Source organism: Deinococcus aquiradiocola, from assembly GCF_014646915.1.
Taxonomy (GTDB): domain Bacteria; phylum Deinococcota; class Deinococci; order Deinococcales; family Deinococcaceae; genus Deinococcus; species Deinococcus aquiradiocola.
The window spans coordinates 19,220-35,019 of sequence record NZ_BMOE01000001.1; the positions used below are offsets into that span (position 1 = coordinate 19,220).

Annotated in this window: 22 protein-coding genes and 1 riboswitch; of the genes, 11 read left to right on the forward strand and 11 right to left on the reverse strand. The window is 71.3% G+C overall.

The window, feature by feature from the left end:
- Nucleotide 1 precedes the first annotated feature (1 nt).
- Complete coding sequence (locus tag IEY33_RS00110) at nucleotides 2-1,024, reverse strand: thiamine ABC transporter substrate-binding protein (protein ID WP_188960218.1); 1,023 nt, start codon at nucleotides 1,022-1,024, stop codon at nucleotides 2-4.
- 63 nt (nucleotides 1,025-1,087) lie between these two features.
- A riboswitch (TPP riboswitch) is annotated at nucleotides 1,088-1,185 on the reverse strand.
- Between the two features lie 108 nt (nucleotides 1,186-1,293).
- On the opposite strand from IEY33_RS00110, the gene IEY33_RS00115 reads away from it, so the two are divergent.
- The gene (locus tag IEY33_RS00115; RefSeq protein WP_188960219.1) at nucleotides 1,294-1,737 is read left to right on the forward strand and encodes an NUDIX hydrolase; all 444 of its coding nucleotides are present in this window, start codon (nucleotides 1,294-1,296) and stop codon (nucleotides 1,735-1,737) included.
- Nucleotides 1,738-1,808: 71 nt separating this feature from the next.
- Here IEY33_RS00115 and IEY33_RS00120 read toward each other — a convergent pair whose 3' ends face one another.
- The 6 genes from IEY33_RS00120 to IEY33_RS00145 all read right to left on the reverse strand — a co-directional run bounded on the left by IEY33_RS00120 (nucleotide 1,809) and on the right by IEY33_RS00145 (nucleotide 4,664).
- Entirely contained in the window at nucleotides 1,809-2,399 is a 591-nt protein-coding gene (locus IEY33_RS00120) for a lysophospholipid acyltransferase family protein (protein WP_188960220.1), read from the reverse strand.
- A 49-nt stretch (nucleotides 2,400-2,448) separates the two neighbouring features.
- Entirely contained in the window at nucleotides 2,449-2,775 is a 327-nt protein-coding gene (locus tag IEY33_RS00125; protein WP_188960890.1) for a roadblock/LC7 domain-containing protein, read from the reverse strand.
- Nucleotides 2,775-3,137, reverse strand: coding sequence for a roadblock/LC7 domain-containing protein (locus IEY33_RS00130; protein WP_188960221.1), 363 nt, complete (start codon nucleotides 3,135-3,137; stop codon nucleotides 2,775-2,777). The genes IEY33_RS00125 and IEY33_RS00130 overlap by 1 nt, the downstream gene beginning before the upstream one ends.
- Before the next feature lie 25 nt (nucleotides 3,138-3,162).
- Nucleotides 3,163-3,513, reverse strand: coding sequence for a roadblock/LC7 domain-containing protein (locus tag IEY33_RS00135; protein WP_188960222.1), 351 nt, complete (start codon nucleotides 3,511-3,513; stop codon nucleotides 3,163-3,165).
- A gap of 214 nt (nucleotides 3,514-3,727) precedes the next feature.
- On the reverse strand, nucleotides 3,728-4,336 hold the full coding sequence (gene recR / locus IEY33_RS00140) for a recombination mediator RecR (protein ID WP_188960223.1): 609 nt from the start codon (nucleotides 4,334-4,336) through the stop codon (nucleotides 3,728-3,730).
- Between the two features lie 31 nt (nucleotides 4,337-4,367).
- Nucleotides 4,368-4,664, reverse strand: a complete 297-nt coding sequence (locus IEY33_RS00145) for a YbaB/EbfC family nucleoid-associated protein (RefSeq protein ID WP_188960224.1) — start codon at nucleotides 4,662-4,664, stop codon at nucleotides 4,368-4,370.
- Nucleotides 4,665-4,851: 187 nt separating this feature from the next.
- Here IEY33_RS00145 and IEY33_RS00150 point away from each other — a divergent pair, with 187 nt between their 5' ends.
- Nucleotides 4,852-5,373 carry a YceI family protein gene (locus IEY33_RS00150; RefSeq protein WP_188960225.1) on the forward strand — a complete coding sequence of 174 codons (522 nt, stop codon included), beginning with the start codon at nucleotides 4,852-4,854 and terminating at the stop codon, nucleotides 5,371-5,373.
- A 275-nt stretch (nucleotides 5,374-5,648) separates the two neighbouring features.
- Here the strand turns inward: IEY33_RS00150 and IEY33_RS00155 are convergent, their stop codons facing one another.
- Nucleotides 5,649-6,329 carry an NUDIX hydrolase gene (locus IEY33_RS00155; RefSeq protein WP_188960226.1) on the reverse strand — a complete coding sequence of 227 codons (681 nt, stop codon included), beginning with the start codon at nucleotides 6,327-6,329 and terminating at the stop codon, nucleotides 5,649-5,651.
- Nucleotides 6,330-6,443: 114 nt separating this feature from the next.
- Between IEY33_RS00155 and IEY33_RS00160 the strand changes: the two genes are divergently transcribed.
- On the forward strand, nucleotides 6,444-6,977 hold the full coding sequence (locus IEY33_RS00160; protein ID WP_229670634.1) for a hypothetical protein: 534 nt from the start codon (nucleotides 6,444-6,446) through the stop codon (nucleotides 6,975-6,977).
- Nucleotides 6,978-7,040: 63 nt separating this feature from the next.
- On the opposite strand, the gene IEY33_RS00165 is transcribed toward IEY33_RS00160, so the two are convergent.
- Together IEY33_RS00165 and IEY33_RS00170 are read right to left on the reverse strand one after the other, a co-directional pair.
- A complete protein-coding gene (locus IEY33_RS00165; protein ID WP_188960227.1) occupies nucleotides 7,041-7,805 on the reverse strand; it encodes a TspO/MBR family protein in 765 nt (254 codons plus the stop codon).
- A complete protein-coding gene (locus IEY33_RS00170; protein WP_188960228.1) occupies nucleotides 7,802-8,758 on the reverse strand; it encodes a hypothetical protein in 957 nt (318 codons plus the stop codon). Before IEY33_RS00170 ends, IEY33_RS00165 begins: the two co-directional genes overlap by 4 nt.
- A gap of 160 nt (nucleotides 8,759-8,918) precedes the next feature.
- Here IEY33_RS00170 and IEY33_RS00175 point away from each other — a divergent pair, with 160 nt between their 5' ends.
- Nucleotides 8,919-9,830: a hypothetical protein gene (locus IEY33_RS00175; protein WP_229670635.1), complete on the forward strand. Its 912-nt coding sequence runs from the start codon at nucleotides 8,919-8,921 to the stop codon at nucleotides 9,828-9,830.
- Between the two features lie 212 nt (nucleotides 9,831-10,042).
- On the forward strand, nucleotides 10,043-11,341 hold the full coding sequence (locus IEY33_RS00180; protein ID WP_188960229.1) for a DUF4384 domain-containing protein: 1,299 nt from the start codon (nucleotides 10,043-10,045) through the stop codon (nucleotides 11,339-11,341).
- Nucleotides 11,342-11,596: 255 nt separating this feature from the next.
- On the opposite strand, the gene IEY33_RS00185 is transcribed toward IEY33_RS00180, so the two are convergent.
- Nucleotides 11,597-12,625, reverse strand: a complete 1,029-nt coding sequence (locus IEY33_RS00185) for a DHH family phosphoesterase (RefSeq protein WP_188960230.1) — start codon at nucleotides 12,623-12,625, stop codon at nucleotides 11,597-11,599.
- A gap of 65 nt (nucleotides 12,626-12,690) precedes the next feature.
- On the opposite strand from IEY33_RS00185, the gene IEY33_RS00190 reads away from it, so the two are divergent.
- From IEY33_RS00190 to IEY33_RS00215, 6 genes are all read left to right on the forward strand, one after another.
- On the forward strand, nucleotides 12,691-13,440 hold the full coding sequence (locus IEY33_RS00190; protein ID WP_229670636.1) for a hypothetical protein: 750 nt from the start codon (nucleotides 12,691-12,693) through the stop codon (nucleotides 13,438-13,440).
- Nucleotides 13,441-13,498: 58 nt separating this feature from the next.
- A complete protein-coding gene (locus IEY33_RS00195; RefSeq protein ID WP_188960231.1) occupies nucleotides 13,499-14,155 on the forward strand; it encodes an HAD family hydrolase in 657 nt (218 codons plus the stop codon).
- A gap of 91 nt (nucleotides 14,156-14,246) precedes the next feature.
- Nucleotides 14,247-14,591 (forward strand): DUF3208 domain-containing protein, encoded by a 345-nt coding sequence (locus tag IEY33_RS00200; protein WP_188960232.1) that lies wholly within the window; start codon nucleotides 14,247-14,249, stop codon nucleotides 14,589-14,591.
- On the forward strand, nucleotides 14,588-14,803 hold the full coding sequence (locus tag IEY33_RS00205) for a hypothetical protein (RefSeq protein WP_229670637.1): 216 nt from the start codon (nucleotides 14,588-14,590) through the stop codon (nucleotides 14,801-14,803). The genes IEY33_RS00200 and IEY33_RS00205 overlap by 4 nt, the downstream gene beginning before the upstream one ends.
- Entirely contained in the window at nucleotides 14,800-15,444 is a 645-nt protein-coding gene (locus IEY33_RS00210; protein WP_229670638.1) for a helix-turn-helix domain-containing protein, read from the forward strand. The genes IEY33_RS00205 and IEY33_RS00210 overlap by 4 nt, the downstream gene beginning before the upstream one ends.
- Nucleotides 15,441-15,794, forward strand: coding sequence for a hypothetical protein (locus tag IEY33_RS00215; protein ID WP_188960233.1), 354 nt, complete (start codon nucleotides 15,441-15,443; stop codon nucleotides 15,792-15,794). The genes IEY33_RS00210 and IEY33_RS00215 overlap by 4 nt, the downstream gene beginning before the upstream one ends.
- Nucleotides 15,795-15,800: the final 6 nt, after the last annotated feature.

The following is a 15,800-nucleotide window of genomic DNA, read 5'->3' on the forward strand; positions in this document are numbered from 1 at the left end:
CTTACTTCCGCAGGACCTGCGTCACCCACAGGTCCGTCAGGGCCTGCGAGCGCGTCAGCAGCGAGGTCGGCGCGAGCTTCACGTCCGGCTTCTGCGAGAACTTCCAGACCGGGTCGAGCTTCACGCCGCCCACCGCCGGGTACACCCACATGCGCGTCGGGAAGTCCGCCTGCACCGCGCCGCTCAGCATGAAATCCACGAACTTGCGCGCCAGGACCGGCTGACGGCTGCCCTTCAGGACCGCCGCGCCCTCCAGCTGCACGAAGGTGCTGCCCGGCAGGAACAGGTTCGCGGTGGGGGAGGCCGTCAATTTCTCCTTGCTGTACGCGACCTCGGCGGCCGGGCTGCTCGCGTAACTGAGCACGATGGGGTACCTGCCGCCGTACAGCGAGAAGTCCTCGTTGTACGCCTGCGACCAGCCGCGCGTGACCTTCATGCCGTTCGCGCGGGCCGTCCGCCACCACGCGACGGCGCCGTCCTGCCCGAGTTCCTGCACGGTCGCGAGGTAGAAGGCCGCGCCGGTGCTGGACGTGGCGGGCGACTCGACCACCGTGAGGCGCGCGTACTGCGGTTCGCTCAGTTCCCTGAGGGTCGCGGGGAGCTTCAGGCCGGTCTTCTGGAAGGCGGCCCTGTCGTAGTTCAGGGCCACGTACCCGACGTCCACGGTGTTCAGCAGCGGCCCCTGCCGGTACGCGGCGGGCACCCCGGCGATCGCCGGACTGGTGTACGGCGCGAGGATTCCTGCCGCCTGCGCGCGCGGCAGCAGCGTGTTGTCGAGGCCGTACACGGCGTCCGCGAGCGGCGCGGCCTTCGTGAGGATCAGCTTGTTCAGCATCTCGCCCGCGTCACCGCCCTTGATGAACCGCACCTTGACGTGGTTCGCCGTCTCGAAGGCCGTCACGAGTTTGCGGTCCACGTCGAAGCTGTCGTGCGTGATGACGGTCAGCGTGCCCGCGCTCTGGGCGGTGCTCGTGCCGCTCAGGGTGGCGGCGAGGGTGAGGGTGATGCTCAGGATCTTCTTCATGGTACGCCCCTTCGCGTCCTTCAAGGGGTGGAATCGCCCGGCCAGCAGCCACGCGTGGTGGGGACTGGTCGGCGGCCACGCTCCCTCCGCCGGTATGACCCGGTTCAGGTTCCTGGGGTATGTTCTCAGTCCTGCCGTGCAGGACACCCCCGGTGACGCGAGGGGAGTGTAGCGCGTTCCGCGCCCGCGAATGTGGCCGCGCGAAAGATGAGGACCGCGCACCGGCCTTCCCGGCACGGCGGAGACGCCCGGCCGCCCTAGACTGGGGCATGGCGGACGCGCAGGCGTTTCATCTGGTGAGCTGGCTGATCCTCATGCGCGCGGACGGCCGCGTGCTGCTCGCCCGGCGCGCGCCGGGACAGCTGGGGGAGGGACGCTGGGGCCTGCCGGGCGGCCACGCGCACGACACCGAGACGCTCGCGCAGGCCGCGGTGCGCGAGGCGTGGGAGGAGGTGGGCGTGCAGGCGGACGCGCGCCACGCCGTGCCTCTGGGCGCCGTGCGCTACGTGGACGGCGACGTGCGCGGCCTGGACGTGTACTTCCGCGTGACCGCGTGGCGGCACGACCCGTACCCCAGGGCCGAGTGCAGCGAGGTGGCGTGGTTCATGCCGCACGACCTCCCGCCGGACGTGCTCCCGTGGCTGCCGGACACGCTGCCGCGCCTGCTGGACGCCCCGCCCGGCAGTGCATGGCTGAGCGAGACGCTGCACTGACCGGTCAGGCCGTGACGACGACACGACGGGCACGGCTGAGCGCAGCAGATGGCCCGGCGGCCCTGCCCCGTTCAGGACTGCGCGTCGAGGGCGTCGAAGGCCGCGTCGAGGCGTTCCGTGAGCTCGCGGACACTGCCGGTCGGCTGGATCGGCTCGCCGAACCGCACGATCCACGTGCGGCCCTTCAGGTTCAGCCACACGGGCGTGATGGGCGCCTTGCCTTTCAGGGCGAGGAGGGCCGTGCCGCCCTGCAGTTCCTGACCGCCGCGCGTGCCTTCCGGGAAGATGCCGAGCGTCCCCTCGGCCTGCAGGACGCGCAGCGCGTTCCGGATGGCGCCCAGGTCGTTCTTCTTGCGGTCCACGGGAAAGCTCCCGCCGCCGCTGATGATCCACCCGACCGGCCCCTTGAACAGTTCCTTCTTGGCCATGAACTGCACGCGGCGGCCTTCCGGCAGCGTCTGCGCGATGATGAAGGGGTCCATGTTGCTGGTGTGGTTGCCGCCCGCGATCACGAGGCGGCCCGTGGCCGGAATGAGTTCCCGGCCGAGTGCCACGACGCGCTGCCCGCGCAGCAGCAGCGGCAGGCGGGTCGTGTTGACGACCAGGTGGTACATGAACGGAATCAGCCGGGGGGCTGCGTTGGCGGGCTTGGCGTCAGTCATGCTGCCAGGATGATAGCGGTCCGGACAGGGCGGCGTCCGGCGGGTCCGGTCAGCGGCGTTCGAGCAGGGCGCCCTGCAGCAGTTTGCGTACGGCGAAACGCACGCGCCCGAGGTTGGCGACGTCGTCGAAGGCCGTCATGAGGGTCTGGTCGCCGTGCGGGGTGAGCAGCACCGGGCCGCCCTCCAGATCGATCAGCAGGTCCTGCAGGTCGCCGCCGAGCGCCGCGATGAGGCTCGCCGCGACGGCCCGGCCCGCCTGCGCGATGGTGGTGTCGGCGTCCCCGCCGCTCCCGGCGATGACCGCGCCGCTCGCGTCGAGCAGGGCCGCGTAGCGCACGCCGCGCACGTCCGTGAGGGTGTGCAGGTCGGGGGCCATCACGCGCCTTCCTGAGCGAGCGGTTCGGGCAGGCCCTGGCCGGGCGCGGCGAGGTTCACGGCGATCTTCGCGAGCGTCTGCTGCGCGACGCGCGTGTCCGACCCGCGCAGCAGGGCCGCGCCGACCGTGTACCCGGCGGTGGTGACGGCCACGACCTCCACGAGGTCGCTGGTGAAGGCGATGCGCGTCACCTGACCGACGCCGAGGCGACGGCCGACGCGTTCGCTGGTGCTGCGCAGCGAGGCGAGTTCTGCGGCGAGCGCGTCGCCGAGTTCGCCCTGCATCTCGACGGGCAGGCCGTCGTCACCGACGAGGGCGCAGGCGCGCACGCCGGGCAGGGTGCTGAGGGCGTTGAGTCTCACGAGGGCCTCCAGGTGGGCGCGCGGTTCACAGTTCCGCCTCCAGGCGCGTGGCGGCGTCACGGCCGTACAGCCGCGCCTGACCGAGGTTGCTGCGGCCCGACAGGGCCAGCAGCAGGAAGAAGTTCTGGCCGATGGGGTGCAGGAACACGCTGAGGCGCTCGGCGCGCACGTAGAACTCGCGCGCCTGCCCGCCCGACAGCGTCTGCGAGTAGGCCTGCGAGACGCTGCGGAGCATCCCGGCGTGTTCGGCGGCGAGGAGACTGAGGTCGACGTCGGTGGCGGAGTAGCTTTCCACCAGGAGTCCATCGAGGCCACTGATGGCGGCCGCCCAGGCCCCATCCACTTCGCCGACCAGTTGCTTGAGGGTAGAGAGCATTGGCGCTCATTATGCCCCGTTCCGGCAGGGGGTGAGGATGGAAACCTCACATGAGGCTTCCGTCTCACCCCCACGGCGGGGGGGAGGGGCGGGGGAGGCCAAGAGAAGGCCAGGTCGCTCCGTACCGTTGATGGCCCTCAACCTCCAATGGCCCCTGATGAAGGAGGCCGGGCCTGCCCCGGGTGGAGGACAGGCCCGGCCCGAAAGGAAGACCTTATTTGGCGGGGTCGCGGCGCAGCTGCTGACGGCCCGACAGGGCGCGGCCCAGCGTCACCTCGTCGGCGTACTCCAGCGCGCCGCCCACCGGCAGGCCGTACGCGATGCGGGACAGCGCGACGCCCATCGGTTCCAGCAGGCGCTGCAGGTACAGTGCGGTCGCTTCGCCCTCGACGGTCGTGCCGGTCGCGAGGATGATCTCGCGGGCCGTGTCCAGGCGAGGCAGCAGCGCTTTGATGTACAGGCGGTCCGGGCCGACGCCGTTCATGGGCGAGATCACGCCGTGCAGCACGTGGTACAGGCCCTGGTACTCGCCGCTGCGTTCGATGGCGATCACGTCACCGGGTTCCTCGACCACGCAGATGGTGCTCTGGTCGCGGCTGGGGTCGCTGCACACGTCGCAGCGTTCCGCGTCCGTGATGTTGAAGCAGATGGGGCAGGTGTGCAGGTCGCGTTTCGCTTCGAGCAGCGCGCTCGACAGGCGCTCGATGTCCTCGCGCGGCTGCTCGAAGAGGTGGAAGGCGAGCCGCTGCGCGCTTTTCGGGCCGATGCCGGGGAGGCGGGACAGTTCGCGGATCAGGGCGACGAGGCTGGGCGGGTACTTCACGCGCGCCTGCCTGACGCGGGGTGACGCTGGTTCAGAACATGCCTCCGGGCAGGCCGAGCGACTGCGTGGCCTGGCGCTGCAGGGCGTCGGCCTTGTTCTCGGCGTCCTTGAGGGCGACCATCAGCAGGTCTTCCAGCGATTCCGGGTCGCCCTCCACGATGGCCTCGGGTTTGATGCTGAGGCTCTGGAGTTTGCCGTGGCCGTTCATGACGACCGTGACGAGGCCGCTGGCGCTGCCCTCGACGGTCTGCGCGGCGAGCTGGTCCTGGATCTTCCCGGCAGCGGCCTGGGCCTGCTGCATCTGCTTCATCAGTTTCTTCATGTCCATGCTGCGTTCATTCTAGAGGGTGGCCGGGCGGGCGATGGGTTCCCGACTCACAGCGGACACCCGGCCCGGGCAGCGCCGGGATGTAGTTCAGATCACATTGCGCCGCGAAAATCACTTTAAAATCTAAATCAGTTTGAAAAGCGCGGCGAACGGGCGACCCGCTCCCGGACAGCCACGAGGAGACCCCATGAACTGGAACATCGACCCCGCCCACAGCACCGCCTCCTTCACCGTCCGCCACCTCGCCATCTCCAACGTCCGCGGCAACTTCAGCGGCGTCGAAGGTACCATCGTCACCGACGACGCCGGCAAGCCCGTCTCCGTCAGCGCCCGCATCCCGGTGGATACCGTCAATACCGGCCAGCCCGACCGTGACGGCCACCTCAAGAGCCCCGACTTCTTCCATGCCGAACAGCACACCCACATCACCTTCGAGGGCAGCAGCGTCAAGGACCTCGGCGGCAACGAGTACGACATCAGCGGCACGCTCACTATGCACGGCGAGAGCCGCCCCGTCACGCTCCGCACCGAAGTCACCGGCCCCGCCAAGGACCCCATGAGCGGCGCACAGAAGATCGGCGCGGAAGCCACCGTGCAGCTCAACCGCAAGGACTACGGCCTCACCTGGAACGTCGCGCTCGAAGCGGGCGGCGTCCTCGTCAGCGAGAACGTCAAGGTGCACCTCGAAATCCAGGCCGCCCAGGCCTGATACGGTGTTGAGCTGAACTTTTGGAGTTCAGCCGAGCGAAGCGAGCATCAAAAAGTACGGTTTGGAGGAGATGGAAGGGATGCCGGTGCTGTTTCCGGCCTCCCTGGAATCGGATCAAAACCGTATGACCGGCACCCCACACGAGGAAGGCAGGCCCGGCCCGGACGCTCAAGCGCCGGACCAGGCCTGCCTTGACCTCTGCCTTCTCCAGACCGGAGTTATTGGTGCTCATGGCCGGGCGGCTTCGCGTTCAGTTCAGTCTCGTTTCGGTCCGGTCAGAGCGGGCCGGGAATCCGCACTCGGCTCGCCTTGCGGTACAGCTGCGCCGGACGGCCCACGCCGCTGCGCCGCTCGCCGGACGTCGTCAGGACGCCCTGACTCAGGAGGCGTTTGCGGAAGTTGCGCTTGTCGAGGCGTTTGTTCAGGATCGCCTCGTACACGCCCTGCAGTTCCGGCAGCGTGAACGTGTCCGGTAGAAACTCCAGGGCCAGCAGCGCGTACTCCAGCCGGATCTGCAGGCGGTCGATGGCGTGCCGCAGGATCTCGTGGTGATCGAAGGCCAGCGGGGGAGGGGTGTGCGCCGGGAACCAGCCTGCCCCGAGGGCGTTCCCGCCGCCGCTCACGCGGACCGTGCCGTGCGGCAGGACCGCCATGTGCGCCACGCTCACCACGCGCCCGCGCGGGTCGCGGCCCACCGCGCCGAAGGTGTAGAACTGCTCCAGCAGCCTGGGTTCAAGTTCGACGGTCGTCTTGACGCGCAGTTCGCGCAGCGCCGCCTCGTTGAGTTCCTCGCCCTGCAGCACGAAGCCGCCCGGCAGCGCCCACGTCCGGGCGTGCGGGAGGCTGCCGCGCTCCACCAGCAGCACCTGAAGTTCGCCGTCGTGCATGGCGAAGGCGGCAATGTCGACTGCCAGCCCGGCCTGCGTGGCCTGCGGCGGCAGAATTAGCGTACTCATCACACCTAACTGTAGTGGGGGGTGGGCAGGGCGTCAACGGCACACGTTGCCGGCTCCTGCCGTTTCTCATCTGCCTTCACGGTTTCTTCAAGGTCGGGGTGCTACGCTCCCACCATGCAGGATGCCCGCCCCTCACCCAGCCCGCGCTCCCCTGTCGGCCCGCTGGCGCTCGCTCGGCGCGCCGCGCTGACGGCCGCCGCCCTGCTCGGCACGGCGTTCGCGTCGCCCGCCCGCGCCCTGACCGTCCCCATGAGCGGCTGGAACGCCACCGACGCCACCCGCACCACCTGGGCCGACGCGGCCGGCGCGTGCCTGTTGCACGAGGAAACCCTCACGCAACCCTACCCCGGCTTCAGCACGGCGGACGCCGCCCGTACCTTCGCGCTGCGCGTTCAGACGGCCCTGCAGGCACAGACGGAAGGCGGACAGAAACTCCAGTCGGTCGTGACGCAGCCCGTCGACCGCGCCGGGAAGTGGACGGTGCTCGCCGCGTACCTCTTCGTGCAGAACGACGTGTCGTACCGCGCCACGCAGCTGTACGTCACCGACAGCGGCAAGCTTCGCACCATCACGGGCAGCAGCGCCGACGGCGAGGCCAGCGAGTGCGTCAGCCAGATGCGCGAATTCCTGCGCTTCCTCGCCGACTGAACCGGCAACGCCGGGCGGGGTGACCGGGGCCGCCGCTACCGGTCACCCCGCGCTTCCACCCCGTCACAGCAGCTGCAGCGGGTGACGCCGCGCGCGCCCGAACCCGAACGCCAGCCCCAGCACCAGCAGCGCCCCAGCCACCAGCACGCCCGTCACGACGGTGCCCTGCTCGGGCCGGGCGAGGTACACGCCGTACAGCGCCCACACCAGCACCAGCCCGAACGCCACGTCCCGGCGGCGCGCCAGCATGAACGCGCCGATGCCGCCCGCCACGCACGCCAGCACCGCCGACCACACGGGTGCCGACACGCCCGCCAGGCCCTGCGTGACCCCGAGGCTCACGAGCCACGCCGTGACGTTGGCGACCGTCGCGACCGAAATCCACGCGAGGTACAGGCTGACGGGCACGCCCAGCGCGAAGCGTTCCGCGCCGCGCAGCCGCATTCGGTCCAGCCTCACGTACAGCCACACCAGCGACGCGAGCAGCGCCAGCATCACCAGCACGCTGAGCCCGAAGTGCAGGCTCTGGAACGCGCACAGCCACGTGCTGTTCAGGACGTTCGAGAGCAGGTACGGCCAGAACAGCGCGTCGTACCGCGCGCTCCGCTGGCCCGGCAGCGCCTGATACACCGCGAACACCACGAGGCCCAGGAAGATCACGCCCCACACCGCGAACGTCACTCCGGCGGGCGTGAAGGCGTTGGGGAGGTTGCCGCTGATCTCCTCGTTGCTGTGACCGAAGAGGGGCAGGGACGTGCTGAGGGCGTTCATGACGAGTGTGCTGACCGTCACGAGCAGCAGGACAATCTGACGGGAGAGGCCGTTCATGAGGTCAGCGTAGGGGCCGGGCGGGCCGGGCGGGCCACCTCCGCGCCCTCCGGTCTTGAGCGGCCCTTGAGGAACGCCTGCGCGTCCGGCCAGGCGCGCCGCGTCCCGACCCCCAGGGCGGCAGCGGCGAGCGGCGCGAGCCCCAGCGACTCGCCGCGCAGCACACCCGCCGCGAGCGTCCCGAGGGCCAGGAGGCGGCTCGCGCGCAGGCGCGGTCCGGACACGAGGAGCGGCATCTCGTCGCAGCGGCTGCTGGGCGTCTCGGGCGCACTCATCCAGCGGCCCGTCCCGAGCGCGGAGAGGGCGAGCAGGTCAGCCAGCACCGTCTGCCCCCGCCCTGATGGCGTCCCTTCGTGTACCTCTGCGGCACCCCCGGTCCGGCGGGCGGGCAGCAGTGCCGCACCGAACGCGGCGGGCGACGCCCACGGCACCTCGCAGCGCAGCGCGTCCGGCTCGCGCGCCGCGAGTGCGAGCGCCGCGCCCGGCACCAGGGCTGCGGCGCGCTGCCCCGTCAGCGCCGCGAGGCCAGCCTGCACCGCCAGCGCCGCCGCGTCCTGACGGCTGGGCGCGTGCCCCACCGTGCCCGTCAGGACCCGCAGGGCACTCATCGCAGCGAGGCCCGGCAGGACCGGCGCCGCCCGCCCCGGACCGTCCCGCCCCGGCCTGCCCAGCGCCGCCGAGAGCGCCACCGCGCCCGCCGCGACCAGCGCCACGGACGCGCTCTGCGGGGCGTCCGGGTCGAGTTCCCGCGCCGTCATCCACCCGAACAGGCTCTGCCCGCCTACCCCCGCACTGCGGCGAAGGTCCCGCGTGAGCGCCAGCGTCAACGCCCCGAACGCCACGCTGCCGAACAGCGCGGTCCGGTTGGACGGATACGTGAAATCCAGCGGGCGCGGCAGGGCAGAGGCAGGCCTGCCTGCGCGGGACGACCGGTCGAGCGGAATGGACAGCATGCGTCCAGGCTAGGCCTTCCCTCCTGAGGACACCTGAAAGAAGCCTTCATGTGTCTCCCTGCCGACTCACACGTGCCGGACGCCGAGTGCGTGCCCGCCAGGACGCCCCGCTGACCGGGATTCAAAGTGGACGCTCATCCGGAACCTTTAACATGCCCGCATGTTTGATCGCTCCAGTCGCTCGCCGCTCCGGCCTCTTCCGCTCCAGCGTCTCCGCCCTGGCCTTTCGCGCGCCCGCCTGGGGTTGACGCTCACCGCGCTGCTCGGCGCTTCACTGGCCGCCGCGCAGAGCACCCCGGCCACCCCCGCCGCGCAGCCCGCGCCTGCCCAGGCTGCCCCGGCCACGCCCGCACCCGTGCAGCCCGCCGCGCCGAAAGTGGCGCCCACCCCCGCCCCCAAGGGCGCCGTGACGCTCGACGTGACTTCCGCGCTGGCCGTCGAGGTGAGCGGCACCGTCAAGGGCCGCCTCATCTCCTGCCCCAAGAACCTCAAGGTCACCGGCAGCGCCGTGTGCCTCTACACCCAGAACACCCTGCCGTCCCTGCGCAGCGTCCTGCGCGGCAAGATGAACGGCCGCATCGTGTCCGACTGGAAGACGACCGCCAGCGAGAAGTCCTCCAGCATGATCGTCAGGACCGGCATGGACCGCGCGTACATCCTCCTCGCGCAGCTCAGCCCCACCGAGGCGCTCGTCGTCGTGGACGGCCTGCCGCGCACCACCACCGCCGTGCCCGCCACGCCAGCCATGCCCGCCGGCATCGTGAAGGGTCAGGCGTACGTGCTCGACACGGACCTCAGGGGCCTCGTGAACGTCGCGTCGATCGGGAACGGCGCGTACCGCCTCGCGTCCGTCGCGGGCGGCCCGGTCCTCACCGTCAACAGCGGCAAGAAGACCGCCACGCTCGGCGGCGGCAGCGTCGACCTGCCGCTCGCGCCGGTCAGCGACGGCCGGAACCTGCTGTTCCCCGTGGACGGCCTGCGCTCCCTCGCCTGCACCGTCACGCCCGCCCAGGTGGGCGTCACCGTGTCGTGCGGCAGCGCGAGCGCCAACGTGCGCCCCATCGTCTTCTGAACCCGGGGCAGTTCCGGCTCGCCCTGAACCTGACGTGACCTGACCCCTGCCCTTCACCGGACCTTGGGGAACGCGTCCCCGGTATGCCCCGACCCTCCCCGCGCCGAACGGCCCTGGGAGGGCATTTTCTGCCCTGCTCGTCCGGCGTGGTCCTTTAGGTGGCGTCCATGCGGGTTCAGGCACTCGTCAGTTCCGGACTCTACGGTGCCCGCATGAACCGACGCACCCTGCTGAGCGCCGCCCTGCTGATGGGCATGACCGCCACCGCCTCCGCCGCCCCCAAGATCACCGCGCAGAGCATCATCGTGAACCCCACGCCCGGCGACCTGAGCGTGCAGGTCTGGACGAACCGCGACACGACCGGCCAGGCCAACCCCCGCTACGCCATCGGCGACAAGCTGAGCGTGGCCGTCAAGGCCACCCAGGACGCCTACGTGTACCTCTTCAACGTCAACGCTGACGGCCAGATCGACCTGTTCTTCCCGAACGGCTACGAGGGCGACAACTTCGTGAAGGCCAACACCACCCGCCGCTTCCCCGGACAGAACGCCAAGTACAGCCTCACCGTCGGCGGCCCCGAAGGGCAGGACAAGCTGCTCGCCGTCGCGTCGCGCACCAAGCTCAACATCGACCAGATCGCCAACTTCGCGGGCAGTCAGGGCTTCGCACAGGTCGGCTTCAGCGGCCAGGACAAGCTCGCGCAGGCCCTCAGCATCGTCGTCAGCCCCCTCGACCAGGGCACCTGGGTGACCGACACCGCGTACTTCTACGTCGGCGGCGGCCAGAACGGCTACACTCCGTACCCCTTCGGTCAGAACGGCAACGGCGGCAGCACCGGCACCGTCCAGCCTGCCCCCGTCCAGCCCGCGCCCGTGCAGCCTGCGCCCGTCCAGCCCGCCCCGGTTCAGCCTGCGCCCGTGCAGCCCGCCCCCACCCAGCCCGTCACGCAGATCCAGCCGGGCGAACGCCAGGACAGTACCTTCGACGCCGCCATCCAGGCCGCGTACAGCCGTACCAAGGGCACCGAATCCCTCGGCGACGCCAGCACCTACGTGACCCGCTGGGGCACCGGCGTGTGGCAGAAGTTCAGCGGTGTGGCCGCCTACGGTGACGCCGTGGTCCTGCACGCCGACGGCAGCAGCCGCGCGTACGCCGTGCACGGCAGCATCCTGAAACGCTACCTGGCGCTCGCGCAGGCCGAGGGCGGCAACCGTCCCCCCAGCCGCCTCGGCTGGGCCGCCGGTGACGAGAAGATCATCACCCGCAACACCTTCGGCACCACCGGCCTGTACGGCTACTTCCAGAACGGCGCGCTGTACTTCAGCGAGAAGCACGGCACCTTCTGGCTCGTCGGGGACGTCCTCAAAAAGTACCAGGGGCTCGGCGGGTCCGGCAGCTTCCTCGGCTTCCCCGTCCGTGACCAGTTCATGACTGGTGGCGGCTGGGCCGCCGACTTCGAAGGCGGCAGCATCCGGTACGTGAACGGCAGGTACGTCGTCACCCGCAAGTAAGAGACTGGCGTGATCCGACCGGCCGCCCACAGATGAAACGCGCAGCTGCCCCCGATCTTCACCGGATCGGGGGCAGCCGCTGTCACGGGTCGGTGCGCTGCTCCGCACGCCGTCCGGGCCTGGATGGGCCACACGGGTTTGCTCCGATTCCAGGGATGCCGGAACCACCGCCGGCGTCCCTTTCATCTCCTCCAAACCGTAGTTTTGGCGCTCGCTTCGCCCGGCTGAACTTCTGGCGTTCAGCTCAACACTGTCTCAGCCGTTCAGGCCCACGCGGGCGAGTTCCGCACTGGCCGCCGCGTCGAAGGCCGCCTGTACCTCCGGGAACGCGGCCTGCACGGTCGCGCCTGCCGCCGGGAAGTGCCCGCCCCCGCCGAGCGTCACGGCGATGTTCTGCGCCGACACCCGCCCGCGCGACCGGAGCGACACCTTGACGTGCGTGCCGTAATCCTTGAAGAGGCACGCGAGTTCCGTGCCGCGCGCGCTGCGGATGGTGTTCACGTAGGATTCCACGTCGTCCCACTCGGCACTGGCACGGGCGAGCATGTCGCTGTCCACGCGGGCCGTCACGATCAGGCCGCCGTGGCTGAAGGTCATGCTGCCCAGCACCTCCTTGAGCAGCGCGAAGTACCGGGGCGGATTCTGCGACAGCCGGTCGTTGATCCATGCGAGCTGCGCGCCGCGCTCCACCAGCACGGCCGCCTGACGCAGCACGGCGGGCGTGGTGTTCGCGAACCGGAACGAGCCGGTGTCGGTGTTCAGGCCCGTCAGGAGGGGCGTGGCGATGTCGGGCGTCCATGCGGCGCCCGCCTGCGCGAGCAGCACGTCGGCAATGTCGGCCACCATGCCCGCCGTGGCCGCCTGCGTGGGGTCCACGAGGCTCACGTCGGCGCGGCGCACGTTCGTGCCGTGATGGTCGACGTTGATGACGCGGCCCGTGAAGCGGCCGAGGTCCGCGCCCTGCACGCGCCGCGCGTCGTTGTTGTCGACGTCCAGCACCACCAGCAGCGCGTCTTCGGGCCACGCGTGCAGTTCGTCCAGCACCTCGCCGTCCTGCGGCAGGAACTCCAGGTACTGAGGGAGGCGCATGTACGTCTGCGCGCGTTTTCCGGCGGCACGCAGCGCGCGCTGCAGGCCGAGGCAGCTGCCGAGCGCGTCGCCGTCCGGGTCGACGTGCGCGAGGATCACGATGTCGCCCGCGTGGGCCGCGAGTTCCTGCGCGACCCTGCGCACCAGGGCTTCGTACTGCGGTTCGGCGGCGTTGCTGGGGGTGGGCGTGGTCATGCGGTCCAGTATGCCAGTCCGCCCGGATGAAGCGCCGCGCACCCCGCCTGTTAGAATGAGGGTCCGTGTCCGAACCTCTCACTCCAGCGCCTCCGTCCGGCAGCGACCCCAGCGAGAAGGGGACCGCGCGCCCTCCCAGACTGAACCTCGCGGCCCTGACCGCCGAGGAACTGCAGGACCTGCTCGGCGAGTCTGCCGCGCAGCGCCTGATGCCCGAACTGAGCCAGGCGCGCCTGGAGGGGCGGCCCGTCCTGGCGGATCCCGTCCCGCGCGAGCAGGAGTACCAGCCGCAGGCGGAACGCAGCTGGGGCGGGACGGCCGAACAGTCCCGGCAGCTGGCGGCGCTGCGGCAGGAGCTGCTGACCCTGGGCGCCGTGGATCTCGGCGTGTACTACCTGCCGCTCATCTCGGAGGTGCGGCACCTGCGGGCCATGCTGCTCGCGCCGGACGTGGCGGTCGCCGTGCGCTGGAGCGAGACGCCGGAACACTCCCGCGCGAGCCTGCCGTTCGTGGTGGCGGCCACCCTGCTGCGCGACCGGGCGAGCGGGACGGCCGCCGTGCTGAGCAGCACGTCCGCGCTGCCGTTCGTGCCCACGCAGAGCGAGGAGATCGACGCGCGCCTGCACCAGGGGGCGGGCGTGGCGGCACTGCTGGACGCGCACCGCGTGCAGGTGTCCCGGCACGGGCGCGGCGTGCGGCTCGGGCAGGCGGAGGGGCACGAGCAGGCCGACTGGCTCAAGGTGTACGCGGCCGTCCGGACCCTGAACCACAGTGCCTGGACGCGCCGTGGCCTGCTCGTCCCGGACCTCGCCTGACCGTCCGCTCTAGTCGGCCTGCCCGCTGCCCGGCGCGCGGGATGGCATCATGCCAGCCATGAACGATCTCGCGTCCCAGCCGTCCACTGCCGCCCCCTCCCGCCACGTGGCGTTCGACTGGGGCGGCGTGTACACGGTCGGCACCTTCGACGGCCGCTCCACCGCCCGCCTCGCCGAGCGCCTCGGGCTGCCGGTGCAGGCCGTGCGGGACAGTTACTTCCGGCACGTGCGTCAGCTGGAGGTGGGCGCGTGGACGCTCCCGCAGTTCTGGGAGGTGCTCGCGCAGGAGAGCGGCGCTGCCGCCGCAGACCCCGCCTTCACGTACCCGGACTTCGAGACGCTGTACCTGGGCAGCATTCACCGGAACGAACCGATGTACGCCCTGCTCGCCCGCCTGCCGCAGGAGGTGCGCGTGGGCCTGCTCAGCAACAACTACCCCGTCGTGAGCGATCACCTGCGGCAGGACCCGGCCTTCTCGCGCCTGCACAACCCCGTGTTCAGCAACGAGATCGGCGTGAAGAAACCCGACCCGGCGTCCTTCCAGGCGCTGGAGGACGCGATGGGCGTCCCGGCCGCGCAGGTGGCCTTCGTGGACGACGTGCAGGAGAACATCGACGCGGCCGGACGCGCGGGCTTCCACGGCCTGCTGTACGACCACACCCGCCACGAGGACTTCGAACGCCGCCTCGCCGACTGGCTCGGCCAGCCCGTCTGAAGCGCGCGGCGAATCGCGCGAACAGGCGCCCGGTGACGCGGCGGCCGGACCGTCCCGCGCCGCGCCGGGCCGGACGCGGTACAGTGGACGCGTGAGCGATCCACAAGGCCGCGCCGCGATCCGCCTGTTGCAGGGGTATCTGTGGCACCCGGCGCACGCCGACCTCGACCTGGAGTCCTACCTGCCGCGCGAGCTGGACGAGGCGTACCTCCTCTGGGACGCGGTGCAGCCGCCCTTCGCGTTCTTCGAGAACGGCGAGCCGACCGCCAGTCAGACCTTCTACCAGTTCACGGTCCTGCAGGTGTACGACGCGCGCCCCACCAGCGACGACCTGAACGGCGACGCGCTCGCCGCGTCCACCGCGCTCGGACCGCTGCTGGAAGCCATGCCGCAAGGTGTCGGCTGGCAGCTGTGGGAGGACCTGCGGGAACTATGAACGGCTTCAGCGACACCCGCGCCATGTGGCTCGACCTGCACGTCCAGAACGACCCGCACCCCCGGCGGTTCGATTCGCTGGACACGCTCCGCACGTACCTGCGCCGGGTGGAGCGGCTCAGCCCGGAAGCGATCAGCGAACTGAGTCAGACGGGCGTCGTCGCGCCGCCCCTCGCGCGGCTCGTGTACCGCGTGGAGCGCCCGTACCAGTGACCCTGCCGGGCACCGTACAGCCCGCCGAGCCGTTCCCCCCGCCCGGCCCGCAGGTGGGCGTCGTCGTGTACCCGGGCGTGAACGAACTGGAGCTCGGCGTGATGCTGGGCCTGCTGCTGGGCGTCACGCTGCCCGGCACGGTCGGCACGCCCGACTCGGCCGCACTGACGCTCGCCCGGACGCGCGGGAGCCTGCTCAGCGCGGGCGGCCTCGTCCTCACGCCGCAGCTGGCGTTCGCGGCCGCGCCGTCCCTCGCGGCGGTGCTCGTGCCGGGCGGGACGGGCGCGCAGAAGGCGGGCCGCGACCCGGCCCTGCAGGCCCTGCTGACCGCCGCGCGGTCGGCCCGCATTCCGGTCGGCGCGTGCGGCAGCGGCCTGCTCGTGCTGGGCGAGGCGGGCCTGCTGGAGGGCCGCGAGGTCGGCTGCCCCGGCCCACTCACCGACACCGTCTGGGGGTACCGGCCCGCACACCTCGAACCGGACGCGCCCGTGAGCGACCGGCAGGCGGGCACCGGGCCCCTCTTCACCGGACCGGGCGGTCTGGACGCCCTGCACCTGACGCTGGCCGTCGCGGGCGAGGTGTGGCCCGCAGACCAGCTGCGGGACGCGGCCGCCCGCGTGGGCGCCAGGAGCGGCAGTTGAGCACCCCGGACGACAGCGGCCCGGCTGACAGCGGCCCGGCTGACAGCGGCCCGGCTGACAGCGGCCCGGCGGCCCCCTGGACGCCGGACGGCCCGACCGAGGAATGGCTGAACGTCCTCCCGCCCGCCGGTCAGGACGCCCTGCCGCACGGCACGCTCGACGCGCTGCTGCAAGCGCCCACCGTCCTGCAGGGCGGCGCGCTCGTCCGCGCGCACGTCGGCGAGGACGCCTCCGGCCGCCCGCGCACGCGCCTCAGCGTGCAGCACCCCGACCCGCGAACCGTCGCCGCGGCCCGCGACGCCCTGATCCGCGAGGGACGCCGCCAGCGGCTTCGCGTGTTCCTCGTCTGATCCGGG

What these genes read in the sequence shown, in the direction of transcription:
- IEY33_RS00180 (WP_188960229.1), top strand. Translation starts at nt 10,043, where the DNA reads ATGAACCGACGCACCCTGCTGAGCGCCGCCCTGCTGATGGGCATGACC.
- IEY33_RS00150 (WP_188960225.1), top strand. Translation starts at nt 4,852, where the DNA reads ATGAACTGGAACATCGACCCCGCCCACAGCACCGCCTCCTTCACCGTC.
- IEY33_RS00145 (WP_188960224.1), bottom strand. Translation starts at nt 4,664, where the DNA reads ATGGACATGAAGAAACTGATGAAGCAGATGCAGCAGGCCCAGGCCGCT.
- IEY33_RS00205 (WP_229670637.1), top strand. Translation starts at nt 14,588, where the DNA reads ATGAACGGCTTCAGCGACACCCGCGCCATGTGGCTCGACCTGCACGTC.
- IEY33_RS00170 (WP_188960228.1), bottom strand. Translation starts at nt 8,758, where the DNA reads ATGCTGTCCATTCCGCTCGACCGGTCGTCCCGCGCAGGCAGGCCTGCC.
- IEY33_RS00135 (WP_188960222.1), bottom strand. Translation starts at nt 3,513, where the DNA reads ATGCTCTCTACCCTCAAGCAACTGGTCGGCGAAGTGGATGGGGCCTGG.
- IEY33_RS00120 (WP_188960220.1), bottom strand. Translation starts at nt 2,399, where the DNA reads ATGACTGACGCCAAGCCCGCCAACGCAGCCCCCCGGCTGATTCCGTTC.
- IEY33_RS00110 (WP_188960218.1), bottom strand. Translation starts at nt 1,024, where the DNA reads ATGAAGAAGATCCTGAGCATCACCCTCACCCTCGCCGCCACCCTGAGC.
- IEY33_RS00115 (WP_188960219.1), top strand. Translation starts at nt 1,294, where the DNA reads ATGGCGGACGCGCAGGCGTTTCATCTGGTGAGCTGGCTGATCCTCATG.
- IEY33_RS00195 (WP_188960231.1), top strand. Translation starts at nt 13,499, where the DNA reads ATGAACGATCTCGCGTCCCAGCCGTCCACTGCCGCCCCCTCCCGCCAC.
- IEY33_RS00125 (WP_188960890.1), bottom strand. Translation starts at nt 2,775, where the DNA reads ATGGCCCCCGACCTGCACACCCTCACGGACGTGCGCGGCGTGCGCTAC.
- IEY33_RS00165 (WP_188960227.1), bottom strand. Translation starts at nt 7,805, where the DNA reads ATGAACGGCCTCTCCCGTCAGATTGTCCTGCTGCTCGTGACGGTCAGC.
- IEY33_RS00155 (WP_188960226.1), bottom strand. Translation starts at nt 6,329, where the DNA reads ATGAGTACGCTAATTCTGCCGCCGCAGGCCACGCAGGCCGGGCTGGCA.
- IEY33_RS00160 (WP_229670634.1), top strand. Translation starts at nt 6,444, where the DNA reads ATGCAGGATGCCCGCCCCTCACCCAGCCCGCGCTCCCCTGTCGGCCCG.
- IEY33_RS00185 (WP_188960230.1), bottom strand. Translation starts at nt 12,625, where the DNA reads ATGACCACGCCCACCCCCAGCAACGCCGCCGAACCGCAGTACGAAGCC.
- IEY33_RS00175 (WP_229670635.1), top strand. Translation starts at nt 8,919, where the DNA reads ATGTTTGATCGCTCCAGTCGCTCGCCGCTCCGGCCTCTTCCGCTCCAG.